This window comes from Trichococcus shcherbakoviae, assembly GCF_963666195.1.
GTDB lineage: Bacteria > Bacillota > Bacilli > Lactobacillales > Aerococcaceae > Trichococcus > Trichococcus shcherbakoviae.
Map to the genome: position 1 here is coordinate 308,268 of NZ_OY762653.1, position 16,426 is coordinate 324,693.

Sequence of the window (16,426 nt, forward strand, 5' to 3'; positions counted from 1 at the left end):
GGGAAACATTATGCGCGGGATACGTAAGAACCGTCTGTTGTGTTGACGATAAGCATATCATCCGCATTCACGAAGAATGGTACGTTGACCATCAATCCAGTCTCCATTTTAGCAGGTTTTGAACCGCCTGAAGCTGTATCTCCCTTGATGCCTGGCTCAGTTTCTTCCACTCGCAGGATTACTGTGTTCGGAAGATCGACACCGATTGTTTCTGTTTCGTACATCAGGATGTTGACTTCCATGTTTTCTTTCAGATAGTTCAATTCATATTCGATTTGGCTTGCATTCAATTCGATCTGTTCATAGTTTTCTGTGTCCATGAAGACATAAGCACCGGCACTCTCGTACAGAAATTGCATTTTGCGGTTCGCGATATGCGCTTTCCCGACTTTTTCACCCGCACGGAAAGTTTTTTCCTGCACAGCTCCTGTGCGAAGATTCTTCAATTTTGAACGGACGAAAGCCGCACCTTTACCTGGCTTTACGTGTTGGAAATCGACAACTTTCCATAACCCTCCATCAATTTCGATCGTCAGGCCTGTCTTAAAATCATTTACTGAAATCATTAATAATTCCTCCTGTGGCAACTCATTTGAAATAAGTTTACCATTATTTTGGTTTGGATTCTATTTTTTTACAAAATAAACAATTCTTTTGGAGAATGTGTCAAAATCTCGTTGCCGTTATCGCGGATCACAAGATCGTCTTCAATCCGGACACCGCCAAGACCGGCGAGATAGATTCCCGGTTCATTCGTGATGACATTGCCTGGCACAAGCACTTTTCCGGCTTTTTGCGATGTATTCGGTCCCTCATGTATCTCCAAACCGATTCCATGTCCGTTGGAGTGGCCGAACGCATCTCCGTACCCTTGTTCCGTAATGTAATCGCGTGCGACACTGTCGACTTCGATGCCGGTCATACCCGCTTTTGCCGTTGCATTCACACGCAATTGGGCAGCCAGAACAATCTCGTAAACCTTCTTCAATTCTGCATGCGGTTGCCCCACTGAAACTGTGCGGGTCATATCCGAAACATAGCCATTGTAATAGCAACCGAAATCCAGTGTCACGAAGTCGCCTTTTTCGATCAACTTCGGACTGGCCACACCATGCGGCATAGCGGAACGGATGCCGCTGGCGACAATCGTTTCGAAAGAAACGCCACTCGCTCCCAATTCGCGCATGTGGAAATCCAGGCGGTTGGCGATCTCTATTTCCGAAACCCCCGGACGGATGTGGTCAAGGATGAACACAAATCCGGCATCCGTAATTTCACAAGCCCGTCTGATAGTCTGAATTTCTGCTTCGTCTTTGACTTCCCGCAATTCCTCGATGATGCCTGAAGCAGGAATCAGATCGCACGTCACCATGTCCTCCAGATCCTCAACACTACGGAAAGACATGATGGCGTCTTCGAAACCTAGTGATGAGAGGCCCTTTTCCTCCACGATCTTTTTCACTTCATCGAATATCGGTCCTTTATTCTGAATAATCTGAAAACCCTGCGCCTGTGATGCAGCTTGCTGGGTATAACGGAAGTCGGTCACAAAAAAAGCTTCCTCTTGAGTGATGACCGCCAAACCGGTCGTACCCGTAAAATTGGAAACATAACGTAAGTTATATTGACTTGTCACCAGCATTGCATCCATCTTCTTCGCTTTGATGGCAGCCTGCAATTTTGAGACTCTACTCATTTCACATACTTCCTTCCAAAAAAAATAGCCTGTTTGTTTACAAACATACCTATCCATTATATCAAAAAATAGCCCGCATAGATAGAGGGAATATCCGACTTGCAGACGACAGCTTACATCCACAACACTTTCCAAAACAGCGGGCATACAAAAAACGCACAAACAAGTCAGCTTGTTTGTGCGTCTCGCTATAATATAGGCCTCGTGCACCGATTTAAAGCACAACATTTCCTGCTTGTCACTACGGAGACAGGAATTCCAACACCACCGTTTCGCTGTAGTCATTTTGCAGGGTCACGGTGGCAGTTACTTTGCCGGTCGCATCCGCAATGCAGTGCACGACTCCTTCTTCGAAAGACAAGACAGCTGGAACGATCCGACTTTCCGGAGTCGATGCTTCATTATTATTCTTTAGCCAGTAGTCTGTATAGGCCAGCAAAGTTTGCGCTTTGTAATGGTTTTCCGTCAATCTGTACAGATAGAGCTGATTCTCATAAACCCTTATTATTCCGAAAAGCATCATTTGTGAAAGGAACAGGTAGAAAATGGTGATCGGCAGGATGGAGCCAGCAGTTCTCTGAGAACGATCACCTTCAAACGGGTGCCTTCGGCAGGATGAGATGCGCTCTGCGCATCTGGTTGTCCGAAAGCGTAGCCTGGATAGAAATCCCCTCATTGGTCACCTCGTAGTTCAGTGCTTTGACATGCATCAGCATCGGATGATAGCCGACCCCGTTTTTGTAACGCAGGACTTTATTGATCCGGAATTCATAGGTATACACAGCCGGATCGGCCGGATTTTTCGATTTGGTGCGGATGGTCGTACTGGTCTTTTGAACCAGCAACTCATCCTCCAATTCATGCTCGAGTTGGATCAGGAAAAGATGCCATTCCGCATCCTGGGTCTTCTCCATCTGGATATTCACAGTGCGGATCACTTCCATGCCTCCCATCATCAGCAGGAGCACCATCGTATTGACAACCAGTGCAAATGCCGCTTCCAACAAAGTGAATCCGGCTTGCGATTGTTTACGGGGCTTCCGCTTGGATTTCCTCAGCATGCACCTTCACCCTTTCTGTACCATCACAACCGTTCACAATCAACTGTGCGGTTTCCGGATTCCAAGTAGTGATGAACAGCATCCTTCCGGAAGCCTGACTTCCGGTCGGGCTGCCTTCCTTGGCGATGACTTGCATCTGGTCCTGCGCAACCCGCCAACAGGCAACTTCCTCACCTGCCGCTTTCAAAGTCGTGAAAAATTGAACGGAATGCGGAATCAGCACGTAAAGGGAGATGCTGACCATGGCCAAAGCGATAAGACTTTCGAAAAGCATATAACCGCTGCTATCGTTTAGCTTTGTTGACTTCATAACGACCGCTCCCCAATTGGATTGTGATGGTATAGCGATAACGAGCTGTTTCCATGATGATAGTGTTCGGCTGCAGATAACCGCTGCCCCCTTTGATAAATCCGGTGTAGCCTTGGATCACTCTTGATCCTTCAGGCAACAGCAGCTTGCGGTTGATGTAGCGGTCCGATCCGGCACTGTCTTTGAAATCAGCGTAATGCGTTGCCCCGATTGGCCGTACGACATCCATATTGACGCCGTTACCGGTGATGACCGCGTAACTCTGCGCCGTGTGCAGTTCCGTCAGGAAATCGTCCAAAAACAGATTGAACGCGAATTCATCCGTTGCGGTTTCCAATTGCGGGGTCAGCAGCAAAATCATAGCTGCGATCAACAGCACCAATAGGCTTTCGAACAAAGTGAATCCGCTCTTGCGCATCGGTCAGCTCATCATCAAGGCGTGACAACAACTTCAATCGGTTCAACTTCGCCGGCGGTTATCGTCAGTTTGGCGGTCGCTTCAGTCACCTGTTTGTCACTGAGGTACCCCGCCGTATTCAGGACAGTGAAACTCGCCGCTTCAGTACCTGTATCGAGTTCGTACATGTTGGCCTGGGTCTGCACGACGACCGCCAAAGCATCCGTCCCTTTGGTCTCAACGCTTTTCTTGGTGTTCGCCACATTCGGGATGATCATCAGCATCAGCACCGAGATGATGAACAGGACCAGGACCATTTCCATAAGTGTGAAACCTTGTTTGTTTTTTAGTGTTTTTTTGATCGTTTTCATTAATACATACCTCCTAATGAACTAAGCATTGGCATCAATAATATAAGATAGATTGCCATCACGATGACAGCGACCATGAGAAACAGGACAGGCTGCAGCCAACCGATTTTCTGTTCGATGTCCGCAATCAGCAGTCGGAAACATTCTTCGCTGTACATGCTCAACTTGATCGGCAACTGGCTGGTGAGCTCGCCGTGATAGATGATCCATCCCATCTCCTCTTTGAAGATGGGGTAACGCTTGATGATTGTCGTCAGGCTATCGCCTTGCATCAGCCCTTCCTCAACCAATCCGGATATTTCCTTCATCCAGGCAGTCCCTTCATCGCCGCGCATCAGCGAAACGATTTGGTTCAACTGCATGCCATTGCGGAAGAAATAGGCATATTCCCGGCAGAAGAAAAAGGAGTAGTAGAGTTGGACCCATTTGCTGAAGAGCGGAACCCTGCAGAACAGCAACGACTTTTGGAAAGCTGACTTCTTTTTCAAATAACTTTTTGACAACAGGAACACACCGGCTCCTAATGCCATAGTGCCCAAAATGATGAGCGGCAGGTTTTCCAGGTAATTCAGGATGATTCGGATCATCAGGCCGGAACCTTCTTCCGAGGGCACCAGCATCGTTTCCAAACTGGGCAGCAGGACCTGCCTGATCGCGATCAGCATAACATTCGCGAAGACCAGCAAAAATAACGGGTAGATCAAGACTTTTCTGAGCTTATGCAGCTGTTTGTCCTTTTCCGTCAGGAAGTCTGAACAAAACAGCAAAGTTTCCGTCAATTTCCCGTGAAGGAAGGATAGCCGCAGCTGCGATACGACTTGCTCCGAAAAGCCGCATCCTGCCAATGCATCAGCAAGATTGATGCCTGTTTCCAGTTTGGCCAGCATGCGCTGGATATCGTCCACTCGCTTCGGCTGCATCATCTTCAGAAAAGCGAGCCCGTCGGACAACGAAAAACCTTCCTTCAGCAATTCACCCAAGCGCCTCAGAAAATATGCCTGCTCTTTTGCCTGCCAACGTTTTTCAGACGAGATTCTCCAGGTAATTCTTCTCCGTAATGTATCCACATGCATAGGCTTTTCGCAATTTATCATTCAGAGTGACAAACCGCTTTCCGTCCTCCTTGTTCTGCAGATGATTCTGCAGTTCCTTGCCTGCCAATATTTCGTAGATGGCAGCCGACTTTTCGTTTACCTGATAGTGGGAACAGTGAATCGTGCACTTACCGGAGCACAACGGACAATATTTTGCAATCAGACGTTGGGAGACGACAGCGAGCAGCGTCTGATTCATTTGTTCGGAAGAAATAGCCAGTTCCCGCAGCCTTTCCAATACCCCGAACGACTCTTTGGCATGGATCGTTGCGATCACCAAGTGTCCGGTCAATGCGCTTCTCACTACCATTTTGGCCGTTTCTTCATCCCGGATTTCGCCTATGACGAGGATGTCCGGATGGTGGCGGAGACACTGGCGGATCAGCAGATCGTACGTGATGCCCGCAGCTTCGTTCACTTCGGCCTGCAGAAACAGCGGCTCCTCAATTTCGACTGGATCCTCCATCGTAATGATCTGCAGCGGTTCATCGGCGTATTTCCTGCGCAACAAATGATAGATGGTGGTTGTTTTCCCGGAACCGGTAGGTCCGGAAAACAGCACCAGCCCGCTCTTATGGTCCAACAGTTCGAGCAACTCCGCCTCCTGGGCCGGGAAAAATGCGTGCAAACCCGGCTCAGAACCCGGATTTACGTACAGCATGCGGATGACAAGCGACTCTTGGTAGCGGAAATTTGCGATGGTGGACAGTCTCAGTTCTATTTTTTTGCCGTTCAGCCGGTACCTGACAGCACCGGATTGGGGTTTCCGCCTTTCGCCCACATTCATGTTCGAAAGGAATTTAAAATAAGAAATCAGTCGTTCACCCTTTTCGATTGTATACACCGATACTTTCGACAAGCCGGTACTCACGCGGAAAAAGAGTTCGTAGTGGTCTTCATAAGGGAGCAGATGGATGTCGGAAACACCCAGCCGCATCGCATCGGCCAATAGGCTCTCTGCTTTTTCTTCCATATCATCACCTCATTTCTATTTTGCCGTCACTTATAGCTTCTGCAAAATCCTCGCATCCGCTCTTTCTCCGACGAGAAACTTAGTTGAAAATATGTTATATTGGCATAAATAGCGGTCCCACACGCGAAAAACAAGCGGGATCACTCAATATTAGGGAGGTGAACTTTTTTGAAAAAGAACGTTGTTGGTTCGATTCTTCTGATTGCGATCGGAACATTTCTGTTCGCGGTGGGCATCAATATGTTTTCCGTTGCGAACCATCTTGGTGAAGGCGGCGTCACCGGCATTAGTTTGTTGGCCTTCTATACCATGAATGTTCCGGTAGCCATAACGAGTTTCGTTTTGAACGCCATCATTCTGGTCATCGGGTTCCGCTTTTTGGAAAAATCGACCATGAGGCTGACGCTTTTGGCCACGCTGTTGATGTCGGTGTTTCTTTATCTGACGGCGGCTTGGCGCTATCCGATGGAAACAATCATTCTAGCGCCGCTTTGCTCCGGATTTTTGGTTGGCACAGGCTTGGGTCTCGTGATGCAGGCAGGCGGTTCGACGGCCGGTACTGATATCATCGCCTTGATTATTAATAAATATCTCGGCTGGAGTACCAGTGTCGCACTGGTCGTATTGGACCTATTCGTCGTTGGACCTTCCATCTTCGTGATCGGGCTGGAGAATGTCGTTTTGACTGTCGTGCATCTCTATGTGCAAACGAAAGTGCTGGATTTCATCCTGGAAGGGTTCAATCCGAAGAAACAAGTTCTGATCATCTCGGAGCGGTATCAGGAAATCGCTGAGGCAATCGATAAAAAAATCGGTCGCGGAATGACCTTTTTGGAAGGCGAAGGCTATTACTCCAAAAGCCAGAAGAAGGTGATTTTGATTGTCGTCAACAGACAGCAATTGATGCCGCTCAACCGGATTGTGACAGCCATCGATCCGAAGGCTTTCTTCACAATCAGCGAAGCCCAAAGCGTCATCGGCGAGGGATTCTCTTATTTGATTTCTGATGAGCACTACCAACAAAAAATCAACGACTTCATCGACGAACAGTCGGAATGATCGCTAAACTCCATAACCAAAAAAGAACGGCAAGGACATTTGAAATAGTCCTAGCCGTTCTTTTTTGGTTATGGATGCTTCTTTATCTTACTGTTTTCACCCTGTCAGGAAAGCAGGAAAACGACGGTTTTCATGATGTCCATCTTCTCCACTGCGGCGCTGTAGTTCAATTTGGCAATCTTCAGGTTCTGTTCCTCCTCGCGCATAACGGCGAGGTTTTCTTCCGAATTGTCTTTGATCCATTCGCCTTTCACATCTGCAAAGGTGATTTCCTGCAGTTCGACTGCTTTCTTCGCTTCCAGCAGCTCGAACTTCAGCAATCCGTACTTCCTTTCCAGATCCTGCATTTTGATGGGATCCTGTTCCTTCAACGAATCGATTCTGGCTTTCAGTTCTTCCATATTCCTGCCGCCTCCAGTTCCTCACCACCAGCCGTGTTTCCGCTTTAACCAGCCAAAAACTTGCAGATTTCCAACCCAAACTGTTTTGCTTGATCCGGACCGCTAGCAGTGATGAGGTTGCCATCCACTGTCACATCGGACTCAGAGTAAACTGCGCCTTTGGCTTCGATAGCTGCAATCTCAGATTCGAAAACAGTTGCATTTTTCTTCTTAAGTAAACCCGCGTTCGCTAAGATGACCGGTGCGATGCAGATTGCAGCAACCATTTTGCCTTGCCCATTCATTGCCTGCGCCAACATCCACGCATGCGGATCGTCGAAGAAAACGCGGCTGCCCGTTCCTCCAACAAACACCACTCCATCAAAACTGGTCGTATCGACATCCTCAACCAAGAGATCCGACTGCGCGATTCCGCCATGCACACCCATGCAGGTCCCGGTCTTGTGGCTGGCGATCCACATTTCATGTCCGCATTTTGCAATTTCTTCCTGGGTCATGAATAATTCTTCGTCGCGGAAATCTTCAGGTGCAATCACAAATATTATTTTTGCCATACCGCTGTTCCCCCATTCGTTGTTTATCCCGATCGGATAATGATAGCTTCTCTTTAAGAGCCTTGTTCGAAAAGTCCAAGGAAAGATCGACTTTGGCTAACTAAATTATACTACAAGCCAAAGAAGAAAGCGATTTCAACAACGGGATTGTCTATTAGGAGCAAAGCCAAATCCGAAAAAAACCCGGTTGCCTTCCACTGTCTGCTGACAAGTAGGCAACCGGGTTTGATTCTCTGTAAAATGTTATTCTTCGTCGTCCAGATCAGCGTTGTGGAATACTTCGGAGACGTCATCATCGTCTTCCAGTTTTTCCAGCATCGTTCTGAATTGCGTTTCTTTGTCCGCTGCGATAGCCGACAATGTTTGCGGAACCATCGTGACTTCCGCTTCGGCCAACACGTAGCCTTCTGCCTTCAATTCTTCACATACCGCATCAAAATCGGTAGGATCTGTGTAGATTTCGAATACTTCATCGCTTGTCTGCAACTCTTCCCCACCGGCTTCCAACACGCTCATCAACATCGCGTCTTCATCCACTTCCAAGTCTTCGCGCTCGATTGCGATATAACCTTTGCGGTCGAACATGTAGCTCACTGAACCGGATTCTCCCAAAGATCCTCCGTTTTTGTTGAAAGCGACTCTGATGTTTGTAGCGGTACGGTTGCGGTTGTCGGTCAAAGCATGGACCAAAACAGCGACACCGTTCGGGCCGTAGCCTTCATAAGTGATTTCTTCATAGTTTTCGCCTTCTCCAGCAGATGTTGCTTTTTTGATGGCGCGTGTGATGTTGTCGTTCGGCATGTTCGCCGCTTTCGCTTTATCGATGATCATGCGCAGGCTCGGGTTAGATGAGGGATCCGGACCGCTGTTTTTTGCAGCCATATAAATTTCTTTTGATAATCTCTGGAAAATTTTACCTCGTTTTTGATCTGCAGCGCCTTTTGCGCCTTTGATTTTACTCCATTTTGAATGTCCTGACATTCAGATCCCTCTTCTCATCTATTAATTTACTCAATCATTTTATCAAAAGTAACCGCTTATGGCAATTCACTTTCTGCCTTTTCTGGCTATCAGAAAAAACCAACCGGCGATTATCGCCAAAATTGCCCCTATGCCAGCCAAAATCACGTCTTCCTTCATTGCAAATGCCGGAGACACAAACGACTGGTGAAATTCATCCGCAGCAGCGTAACTTACGGAAAGCAGCAGCGCCACTACTATAGGCGTAAATGCCTCCCGCATCTTCCCGGAAAGCCCGCCATACCAAAGGTAAGCCAGTATGGAGTAGGAAAGGAACAACCAGATTTTGCTGCCGAAAAATCCCAAAAATCCGAAGTAGCCCAATGCCTCAATGCTGATCACCTGCTCCCCGTAGCGGAAGGTGAAGGTTGCGAATAATCCGGAGAGCGGTTGTGCCTGCAGCAGGTTCGCGATGATGTTCGGCAACGCATAAAAATCTTGTTGGAAAGTGGCGCGGTAATAGAGGTACCCCATGATCAGAACTGCTCCCACTATGTATGAATTGCTCTTTTGTTCTCTTTGCATGCAGTTTTTTTCCTTTCTTGATGTGAATTCTTTTTTATATTTTGTTGGGAATTGTTATAATGAAATTATGGCATTACGTTAGTCAATTCAGCCTGAGAGGATGAAAAACATGAAATATAGCCTTACCTGGGATTTGGACTCATTTTTTGAAGGAGGAAGTTCTTCGCCCGCCCTACAAGAAAAAATACAGTCGATCCAAGATGGATTGAAGGATTTTGAATCCGCAGCAACCGCTTGGGACCCCGAACAAGACAAACCGGATTATCCTGTTTTTCAGGATTTGCTTCATCAGGAGGAGCTGTACGCAAAAGCCTTGATGCAATGCAATAGTTTCATAACAGGTGTCCAATCAGCCGATGTCTCGGATTTGGATGCAAGCGCAATCCATGCGCGAATAATTCAATTGTACAGCAAATTAACGATTATTCAAACGACTCTGAAGAAAAAAGTAACCGCAGTCAAAGAAACTGACTGGAATCAGTTGGTGGAAAAGCCCGCCTTTTCCCCGCTTGCATTCGCGCTTTCGGAATGGCGCCAACAAGGCAACCGCCTCCTCTCCGACAAGGAAGAAGCCTTATTGGCAACATTGCGTGTCGATGGTTTCAACGGTTGGAGCGCGCACTATGACACGCTCGTATCCTTCATCAAGATTCCTTTTGAAGAGGTTGACGGAACTTTTAGCGAACTATCCGCCGGCCAAGCGATGAACCGGATGTATGCCGATCCCGATCCGAGCGTCCGCAAAAAAATATTCGTTGAATGGGAAAAAGCCTGGGGTTCCCTTGCGCCTGCATTCGCCGATACACTGAACCACCTGCAAGGTTTCCGTTTGGCTGATTTCGAGGCGCATCAGGATGAGGATTTTTTGGTTGAGCCACTGCGTTATAACCGCATCAAGCGCGAAACCTTGGACACGATGTGGCAAGCCATCAGTGCAAACAAACAGCCGTTCCTTTCGTTTTTGAATCGCAAAGCCACTCTGATGGGCAAGGATAAGTTGGCTTGGTATGATGTCGATGCCCCTGTTTCGCTCGGCAGTTTCCAATCAAAAACCTTCAGCTTCGACGAAGCAGTCGATTACATCATCGAACACTTTGCCTCCTTCGGTCCAAAACTGGCAGACTTTTCCTTGGATGCTGTCAAAAACCGCTGGATCGAAGCCGAAAACCGATCCGGAAAAAGACCTGGCGGCTATTGCGAAGATTATCCGGAATCGAAAGAATCACGGATTTTCATGACCTTTACGGGTTCAGCAAGCGACATGAGCACACTTGCCCATGAGCTGGGCCATGCCTTCCATTCTCACGTAATGCGCGACCTGCCGGATCTGAATACGCGCTATGCCATGAACGTCGCCGAAACGGCATCGACTTTTGCGGAAACCATCATCAGTGCGGCTACGGTCAGAGAAGCCAGCAGTGATGTAGAAAAAATTTCCCTGCTCAATACGAAGCTTGAAAATGCGACGGCCATGTTCCTGAATATCCATGCCCGTTACCTTTTCGAAAAGTCATTCTACACCGAAAGGATGAACGGTTTTGTCACAGCAGATCGTTTGTCCGGTTTGATGGAGGCTGCCCAGAAGGAGGCTTACCAAGGGGCTTTGAGTGACTATCATCCCCTATTCTGGGCGAGCAAACTGCACTTCTTCATCGATGATGTCCCATTCTACAACTTCCCTTACACGTTTGGCTTCCTGTTCAGCCTGGGGATTTACGCGCAATCGATGAAGCAGACTGGAAATTTTGAAGAAACCTATATTTCACTGTTGCGGGATACCGGATCGATGACGACTGAAGACCTCGTGATGAAGCATCTTGGTGCCGATATCACGCAGCCGGATTTCTGGAACCAAGGCTTGGAAATCATGGCGGGAGACGTGGAAGAATTCCTGCGTTTGACCGAAAAATATATCTAGATACAAAACAAATCCCTATGACCTGAATTGCATCGGTCGTAGGGATTTGTTTATATTCAAGTGGCTGCCGGCCCGTAAACTTTGATGAAGGAAGGCAGTATCTCGATCTCCAGCGGAAATGCCGGCCCTTCATCACCGTCGACATTGGTGATTAGGTTTTCGCCATCCTCGACGGCGATAGTGGCGTGTTTGAATGATTTATAGATGACAGCATCCGAATTTTTGATTTCGCCTCTGATTAGCTGAGGCAAGAGTTTCAGCGAATCCAGCAGATTAAACTCCTTGAAAACGACCATCCGCATCTTGCCGTCATCGACTTTTGCTTGGGGCATAAAACTTTCGAAGCTGGCGATTGAATTCGTCAGCGCGATCAGAATGAGTGGCGATTCCTGTGTAAAGGTCTCTCCATCCACTGTAATGCGGAAACGATGAATGGTCTGTTTCGCTAATGCTTTTCCTCCTTCGATGAAATAAGCCAGCGGACCATATTTTGTTTTTTCTTCCGCGCTGACTCCTTCCACAGCCTCGGGGATCGCACCGGCGGCAACATTCGATACAAAATAACGATCATTGACCTTGCCGATGTCCAGAACGACCAAGGCTGCCTCGCTCAACATGCTGATGGCCTGCTCAGGGTCCAACGGGATGCCTATCGCTCTTGCAAGGTCATTGACGGTGCCCAACGGAACGAACCCGAAAGATACACTTTTCCCTGCAACCGCCAAGCCATTGATGGTTTCGTTGACTGTGCCATCGCCGCCCATGCAGAAGACGGCGTCATGGCCGTGGTTTGCCGCTTCCTGCGCAAACTTTTCGGCATCGCCTTGCTTTTCGGTTTTTTTAACAGTGACCTCTTCAAACATTTCGCTCAAGCGCGTCCTCATCAAGTCCAAATAGCCAGTAGCTTTTTCGCCTCCCGACGACGGATTTACGATCAGTGTGCAAATACCCATCTCATTCCCCCGCTTTCATTTTACCTCTGCAGCAAGTGTAGCACGCAACGCCCACCTCTATAAAGTATGACGCCCTTTTTTGCCCGCTGAGCATATTCTTGGCTTTCCGCTTACAAAATGTGTATAATTTTATAACGTTCGAAGTAAAACAGATTGAATTAGGGGGAGCAGTATGACAAAAGAATATCGTGTCCTACTCTATTATAAATATACACCGATAGAGGATGCAGAAACATTCGCGCAAGAACATCTAGGATTCTGCAAAGAAATCGGCTTAAAAGGAAGAATTTTGGTCGCATCGGAAGGCATCAACGGAACGGTTTCCGGGACCGTTGAACAAACGCAAGCGTACATTGAGCATATGAACGCAGATCCTCGTTTCAACGACATCACTTACAAAATCGATGAGACGGACGGCCATGCTTTCAAAAAGATGTTTGTCCGTCCACGTCAGGAAATCGTATCGTTGCACCTGGGAGGAGACGACCTTGACCCAAATGAATTGACTGGCGCATACTTGTCCCCGGAAGCGTTCCGCGAAGCTATCCTCGACGAAAACACAGTCGTAATTGATGCACGCAACGACTATGAGTACGACCTTGGCCATTTCCGTGGCGCTGTCCGTCCGGATATCGCAAACTTCCGCGAATTGCCGCAATGGATCCGCGACAACAAAGAAAAATTCATGGAAAAACGTGTCGTGACCTATTGTACCGGGGGCATCCGCTGCGAAAAATTCTCAGGCTGGCTTGTCAAGGAAGGCTTTAAGGATGTCGGCCAACTGCATGGCGGGATCGCAACCTACGGGAAAGACGAAGCGGTCAAAGGCGACCTTTGGGATGGGAAAATGTATGTTTTCGATGAGCGCATCGGAGTCGACATCAATCGCGTCGAACATGTCGTAGTCGGAAAGGATTGGTTCGACGGTACACCATGCGAGCGCTATGCAAATTGCGCCAATCCGAGCTGCAACCGCAGAATGCTCTGTTCCGAAGAAAATGAACACAAGTACATGCGCAGCTGCTCGCATGAATGCCGCGTCCACCAGCCGAATTATTATGTGCAGCGTAATCAATTGACACTATCTGACGTAGCGGAGCGTTTGGCCGCCATCGGAGAGACAACGGAAACCTCTGCCGCAACAACTGCATAGCATCAAAAAAATCAGCCAGGATAACCTTCCTGGCTGATTTTTTTAGCCCCTCCGACTTAGTGATTGTTCGTGCTATGTAATAGTCATGACAAAGCTTTTTTGTTATACTGATAAGTGACCACCTGAAAAGGAAAAGAGGGAACATATGAACAATCCAGATGGAAATAAAGCGGAAGAATGGCTAAAAAAGACAGGCGAATTTTTCAAACGCCTTGGGCAATCGATAAATGGCAGCCTGCAGCGGATTTTCACGAAAGAAAATGCTGCAAGAACAAAGGAAAAAGCCTTGGATTGGGAACAGAGGACCCACAAGCGTATGGATCAAGGCAAAGTGACTTTGCGAAGAATGAAACGGAAGATGGACACAGAAACAAACATGAAGCCTCTTCTTTCAAAAGGAGCTTTTGGTTTCAATGTTTTTTTTGGTGTAATCCGGAATATTTTTACAGGAATCATATTGTTGATGATTCTGTTGGGCATCTTTGGCGGTGGCGCGGGTCTGGGTTATTTCGCTAATTTGATTTCGAAAGAGACTGCCCCTACATACGAAAGCATGGCTGAAGACATTGGCAATGTCGAGCTTGTTTCCACTATGTACTATGCGAACACCGAAGCCATTTCGGAAATACGCACAGATTTGGTCAGGACCACCGTCGGATCGGAAAGCATCTCGCCGATAATCAAAGAGGCGCTCATCGCAACGGAGGACGAAAATTTTTATGAGCATGATGGAATCGTACCGAAGGCCATTTTGAGGGCGTTGGTGACTGAACTGACCGGCTTCGGCAGCCAAAGCGGCGGTTCCACCTTGACGCAGCAGCTCGTCAAACAACAGATATTGACGAATGAAGTGACTTTTTCCCGCAAAGCCAATGAAATCTTATTGGCGCTGCGGCTCGAAAATTTCTTTACGAAAGATGAAATACTGACGGCTTACCTCAACGTTTCGCCATTCGGACGAAACAGCAGCGGTTCCAATATCGCTGGCATTGAGGAAGCAGCGAACGGCATTTTTGGTGTCCATGCAGCCGATGTTTCCTTAGCTCAGGCGGCATTTCTGGTGGGGATTCCGCAGAACCCTTATACCTATACCCCTTTCACACAATATGGTGAAAGAAAGGAAGATTTGACTGCAGTTTTGAACCGAAAGAACACTGTGCTATTCCGGATGCTCAGCGAAGGCTGCATCACGCAGGAAGAATATGATGCTGCCGTCGCATACGACATCACCCAGGATTTCGTAGCTGCCCATGCCACGCAAGAGGACAGGAACAGTTACCTATATCAAGCCGTCGAACGCGAAGCGATCCTCGTGCTGATGGAGCAGGCCGCTGCCGGGAATGACCTCACCTTGGAGGATCTGGAAGCGGACACTGAACTGTACAACGAATATTACGCGAACGCAGACAACACATTGCGCTTATCAGGCTACAATGTGTACAGCACAATCGACAAAGATATCTACAACGGCATGCAGGAAGTCGCATCAGAATATGGGCAAACTTTGGGAGATACATTCGTGGATACCTATGTTGATGCAGATGGGGTCACGCAGGAAGTGACGGAGCTTGCCCAAACAGGTAGTGTATTGATCGAGAACCAGACAGGTAAGATCATCGGATTCATCGGAGGCCGTGATTTTTCGGTCAATCAAGTGGACCACGTGTTCAGCACTAACCGATCACCTGGCTCAACGATAAAGCCGTTGCTGGTCTATGCTCCGGCGATTGAGCAGAACCTGATCTACCCTGCTTCGATGGTGCCTGATACAAAAATAAGCATCAAACAGCCCGACGGCACAGTATGGGAGCCTACAAACTTCGGCGATACCATTTCCAATACATACATGACCGCTCGACAAGCGCTCTACCAATCAAAAAACAACCCCACAATCAAGCTCTATGTCGCCATGAACGACAAAGGCATGAATCCGGGGCAATATCTGGAAAAAATGGGCATCACCTCGATAGACGAATCGGAATACGGCAATCCATCCTTGGCGATCGGAGCAACGAATGATGGCCCTACCGTTTTGGAACAGACCAGCGCTTTCACGACCTTCGCAACCGGAGGCGAGCATGTTTCGCCCTATCTGATCGAAACCATCACGGACAAGCACGGGAACGTCGTATATCAGCACGAGGCCGAAACAACTGAAGTATTCTCGCAAGACACCGCTTATCTGACTTTGGATATTCTGCGCGACGTCATCACTGATGGTACAGGCAGGTCGATCAACAATTATCTGAATTTCAGCGCCGATTGGGCAGGTAAAACCGGGACATCCGAAGCTAACCGGGACATCTGGTTCATCGCCAGCACCCCTACCGTCACACTAAGCTCTTGGATGGGCTACGACAATTACAAGGGAGAACATGTCTTCTATGACCCTAACAATCAAGGTCTTCCGACCGGACGAAATCTGAATTACTGGTCCCAGATCGCCAACAAGATCTACAGCATCAATCCGGGCATCCTCGGCGCCGATCAGACGCACCAACAACCGGAAGGGATTGTCGAAAAATCGGTGTTGGCCGAAACCGGAACATTGGCTGGAACTGTATCATTCGCGAACGGATTATCCGTCACCCTTAACGGAAGCACAAGGACCGATTTGTTCAAAGCTGATGCGTTACCGAAAGAAATCTCCTATTACTTCTCCCCAGGGGCTACTGATAAAGATCTGGAAAACTATTGGGACAGCTATCTAGCTGAAGCAGCAGCGAGACGTAATGCGGCGGCCGCCGCAGCGGCAAACCGAAACAATGCTGCAGACAATGCTGCAGATGATGCGGCTGATGCAGAGGATGAGCCTACACCAGAGGACGAGACACCCGCTGACGCAGAAACAGAAGAGGAAACTCCACCTGCCGACGAAACTCCAACAACTGAAGAATAAGGGAAAGGCTGCCTCAAATTGGGCAGCCTTTCGTTTGCCGGT

18 protein-coding genes are annotated in these 16,426 nt (G+C 48.1%); 4 read left to right on the top strand and 14 right to left on the bottom strand.

What is annotated here, in order from left to right; translation table 11 throughout:
• Positions 1 to 8 precede the first annotated feature (8 nt).
• The 9 genes from efp to comGA all read right to left on the bottom strand — a co-directional run bounded on the left by efp (position 9) and on the right by comGA (position 5,902).
• The gene (gene efp, locus ACKPBX_RS01370) at positions 9 to 566 is read right to left on the bottom strand and encodes an elongation factor P (RefSeq protein WP_086984689.1); all 558 of its coding nucleotides are present in this window, start codon (positions 564 to 566) and stop codon (positions 9 to 11) included.
• 68 nt (positions 567 to 634) lie between these two features.
• Positions 635 to 1,696 (bottom strand): M24 family metallopeptidase, encoded by a 1,062-nt coding sequence (locus ACKPBX_RS01375; protein ID WP_319995790.1) that lies wholly within the window; start codon positions 1,694 to 1,696, stop codon positions 635 to 637.
• A 241-nt stretch (positions 1,697 to 1,937) separates the two neighbouring features.
• Positions 1,938 to 2,219: a hypothetical protein gene (locus ACKPBX_RS01380; RefSeq protein ID WP_147413863.1), complete on the bottom strand. Its 282-nt coding sequence runs from the start codon at positions 2,217 to 2,219 to the stop codon at positions 1,938 to 1,940.
• A gap of 70 nt (positions 2,220 to 2,289) precedes the next feature.
• On the bottom strand, positions 2,290 to 2,757 hold the full coding sequence (gene comGF, locus ACKPBX_RS01385) for a competence type IV pilus minor pilin ComGF (RefSeq protein ID WP_319995791.1): 468 nt from the start codon (positions 2,755 to 2,757) through the stop codon (positions 2,290 to 2,292).
• Entirely contained in the window at positions 2,726 to 3,067 is a 342-nt protein-coding gene (locus ACKPBX_RS01390; protein WP_119093692.1) for a hypothetical protein, read from the bottom strand. The genes comGF and ACKPBX_RS01390 overlap by 32 nt, the downstream gene beginning before the upstream one ends.
• On the bottom strand, positions 3,042 to 3,485 hold the full coding sequence (locus ACKPBX_RS01395) for a prepilin-type N-terminal cleavage/methylation domain-containing protein (RefSeq protein ID WP_119093693.1): 444 nt from the start codon (positions 3,483 to 3,485) through the stop codon (positions 3,042 to 3,044). Before ACKPBX_RS01395 ends, ACKPBX_RS01390 begins: the two co-directional genes overlap by 26 nt.
• 14 nt (positions 3,486 to 3,499) lie before the next feature.
• Positions 3,500 to 3,835, bottom strand: a complete 336-nt coding sequence (comGC, locus tag ACKPBX_RS01400) for a competence type IV pilus major pilin ComGC (protein WP_086627778.1) — start codon at positions 3,833 to 3,835, stop codon at positions 3,500 to 3,502.
• On the bottom strand, positions 3,835 to 4,902 hold the full coding sequence (comGB, locus tag ACKPBX_RS01405; RefSeq protein WP_319995792.1) for a competence type IV pilus assembly protein ComGB: 1,068 nt from the start codon (positions 4,900 to 4,902) through the stop codon (positions 3,835 to 3,837). Before comGB ends, comGC begins: the two co-directional genes overlap by 1 nt.
• Positions 4,859 to 5,902, bottom strand: a complete 1,044-nt coding sequence (gene comGA, locus ACKPBX_RS01410; RefSeq protein ID WP_140185658.1) for a competence type IV pilus ATPase ComGA — start codon at positions 5,900 to 5,902, stop codon at positions 4,859 to 4,861. The genes comGB and comGA overlap by 44 nt, the downstream gene beginning before the upstream one ends.
• A gap of 168 nt (positions 5,903 to 6,070) precedes the next feature.
• On the opposite strand from comGA, the gene ACKPBX_RS01415 reads away from it, so the two are divergent.
• Positions 6,071 to 6,961 carry a YitT family protein gene (locus ACKPBX_RS01415; protein WP_319995793.1) on the top strand — a complete coding sequence of 297 codons (891 nt, stop codon included), beginning with the start codon at positions 6,071 to 6,073 and terminating at the stop codon, positions 6,959 to 6,961.
• Positions 6,962 to 7,065: 104 nt separating this feature from the next.
• Here the strand turns inward: ACKPBX_RS01415 and ACKPBX_RS01420 are convergent, their stop codons facing one another.
• The 4 genes from ACKPBX_RS01420 to ACKPBX_RS01435 all read right to left on the bottom strand — a co-directional run bounded on the left by ACKPBX_RS01420 (position 7,066) and on the right by ACKPBX_RS01435 (position 9,461).
• The gene (locus tag ACKPBX_RS01420) at positions 7,066 to 7,362 is read right to left on the bottom strand and encodes a hypothetical protein (protein WP_319995794.1); all 297 of its coding nucleotides are present in this window, start codon (positions 7,360 to 7,362) and stop codon (positions 7,066 to 7,068) included.
• A gap of 44 nt (positions 7,363 to 7,406) precedes the next feature.
• On the bottom strand, positions 7,407 to 7,916 hold the full coding sequence (locus ACKPBX_RS01425) for a DJ-1/PfpI family protein (RefSeq protein WP_140185656.1): 510 nt from the start codon (positions 7,914 to 7,916) through the stop codon (positions 7,407 to 7,409).
• 243 nt (positions 7,917 to 8,159) lie between these two features.
• Positions 8,160 to 8,897, bottom strand: coding sequence for a YebC/PmpR family DNA-binding transcriptional regulator (locus tag ACKPBX_RS01430; protein WP_319995795.1), 738 nt, complete (start codon positions 8,895 to 8,897; stop codon positions 8,160 to 8,162).
• Positions 8,898 to 8,963: 66 nt separating this feature from the next.
• Complete coding sequence (locus ACKPBX_RS01435) at positions 8,964 to 9,461, bottom strand: VanZ family protein (protein WP_086627768.1); 498 nt, start codon at positions 9,459 to 9,461, stop codon at positions 8,964 to 8,966.
• Between the two features lie 109 nt (positions 9,462 to 9,570).
• On the opposite strand from ACKPBX_RS01435, the gene ACKPBX_RS01440 reads away from it, so the two are divergent.
• Positions 9,571 to 11,379 carry a M3 family oligoendopeptidase gene (locus tag ACKPBX_RS01440; RefSeq protein WP_319995796.1) on the top strand — a complete coding sequence of 603 codons (1,809 nt, stop codon included), beginning with the start codon at positions 9,571 to 9,573 and terminating at the stop codon, positions 11,377 to 11,379.
• Between the two features lie 56 nt (positions 11,380 to 11,435).
• Here ACKPBX_RS01440 and ACKPBX_RS01445 read toward each other — a convergent pair whose 3' ends face one another.
• Complete coding sequence (locus ACKPBX_RS01445; RefSeq protein ID WP_319995797.1) at positions 11,436 to 12,332, bottom strand: diacylglycerol/lipid kinase family protein; 897 nt, start codon at positions 12,330 to 12,332, stop codon at positions 11,436 to 11,438.
• Between the two features lie 172 nt (positions 12,333 to 12,504).
• On the opposite strand from ACKPBX_RS01445, the gene trhO reads away from it, so the two are divergent.
• Both trhO and ACKPBX_RS01455 read left to right on the top strand, forming a co-directional pair.
• Positions 12,505 to 13,485: an oxygen-dependent tRNA uridine(34) hydroxylase TrhO gene (trhO, locus tag ACKPBX_RS01450; protein WP_319995798.1), complete on the top strand. Its 981-nt coding sequence runs from the start codon at positions 12,505 to 12,507 to the stop codon at positions 13,483 to 13,485.
• Between the two features lie 145 nt (positions 13,486 to 13,630).
• Positions 13,631 to 16,384 (top strand): transglycosylase domain-containing protein, encoded by a 2,754-nt coding sequence (locus ACKPBX_RS01455; protein ID WP_319995799.1) that lies wholly within the window; start codon positions 13,631 to 13,633, stop codon positions 16,382 to 16,384.
• The last annotated feature ends 42 nt before the right edge of the window (positions 16,385 to 16,426 follow it).

What these genes read in the sequence shown, in the direction of transcription:
- comGF (WP_319995791.1), bottom strand. Translation starts at nt 2,757, where the DNA reads ATGCTGAGGAAATCCAAGCGGAAGCCCCGTAAACAATCGCAAGCCGGA.
- ACKPBX_RS01455 (WP_319995799.1), top strand. Translation starts at nt 13,631, where the DNA reads ATGAACAATCCAGATGGAAATAAAGCGGAAGAATGGCTAAAAAAGACA.
- comGA (WP_140185658.1), bottom strand. Translation starts at nt 5,902, where the DNA reads ATGGAAGAAAAAGCAGAGAGCCTATTGGCCGATGCGATGCGGCTGGGT.
- efp (WP_086984689.1), bottom strand. Translation starts at nt 566, where the DNA reads ATGATTTCAGTAAATGATTTTAAGACAGGCCTGACGATCGAAATTGAT.
- ACKPBX_RS01430 (WP_319995795.1), bottom strand. Translation starts at nt 8,897, where the DNA reads ATGTCAGGACATTCAAAATGGAGTAAAATCAAAGGCGCAAAAGGCGCT.
- ACKPBX_RS01445 (WP_319995797.1), bottom strand. Translation starts at nt 12,332, where the DNA reads ATGGGTATTTGCACACTGATCGTAAATCCGTCGTCGGGAGGCGAAAAA.
- ACKPBX_RS01395 (WP_119093693.1), bottom strand. Translation starts at nt 3,485, where the DNA reads ATGCGCAAGAGCGGATTCACTTTGTTCGAAAGCCTATTGGTGCTGTTG.
- ACKPBX_RS01440 (WP_319995796.1), top strand. Translation starts at nt 9,571, where the DNA reads ATGAAATATAGCCTTACCTGGGATTTGGACTCATTTTTTGAAGGAGGA.
- ACKPBX_RS01420 (WP_319995794.1), bottom strand. Translation starts at nt 7,362, where the DNA reads ATGGAAGAACTGAAAGCCAGAATCGATTCGTTGAAGGAACAGGATCCC.
- comGC (WP_086627778.1), bottom strand. Translation starts at nt 3,835, where the DNA reads ATGAAAACGATCAAAAAAACACTAAAAAACAAACAAGGTTTCACACTT.
- ACKPBX_RS01375 (WP_319995790.1), bottom strand. Translation starts at nt 1,696, where the DNA reads ATGAGTAGAGTCTCAAAATTGCAGGCTGCCATCAAAGCGAAGAAGATG.
- trhO (WP_319995798.1), top strand. Translation starts at nt 12,505, where the DNA reads ATGACAAAAGAATATCGTGTCCTACTCTATTATAAATATACACCGATA.
- ACKPBX_RS01380 (WP_147413863.1), bottom strand. Translation starts at nt 2,219, where the DNA reads ATGATGCTTTTCGGAATAATAAGGGTTTATGAGAATCAGCTCTATCTG.
- ACKPBX_RS01435 (WP_086627768.1), bottom strand. Translation starts at nt 9,461, where the DNA reads ATGCAAAGAGAACAAAAGAGCAATTCATACATAGTGGGAGCAGTTCTG.
- ACKPBX_RS01390 (WP_119093692.1), bottom strand. Translation starts at nt 3,067, where the DNA reads ATGAAGTCAACAAAGCTAAACGATAGCAGCGGTTATATGCTTTTCGAA.
- ACKPBX_RS01425 (WP_140185656.1), bottom strand. Translation starts at nt 7,916, where the DNA reads ATGGCAAAAATAATATTTGTGATTGCACCTGAAGATTTCCGCGACGAA.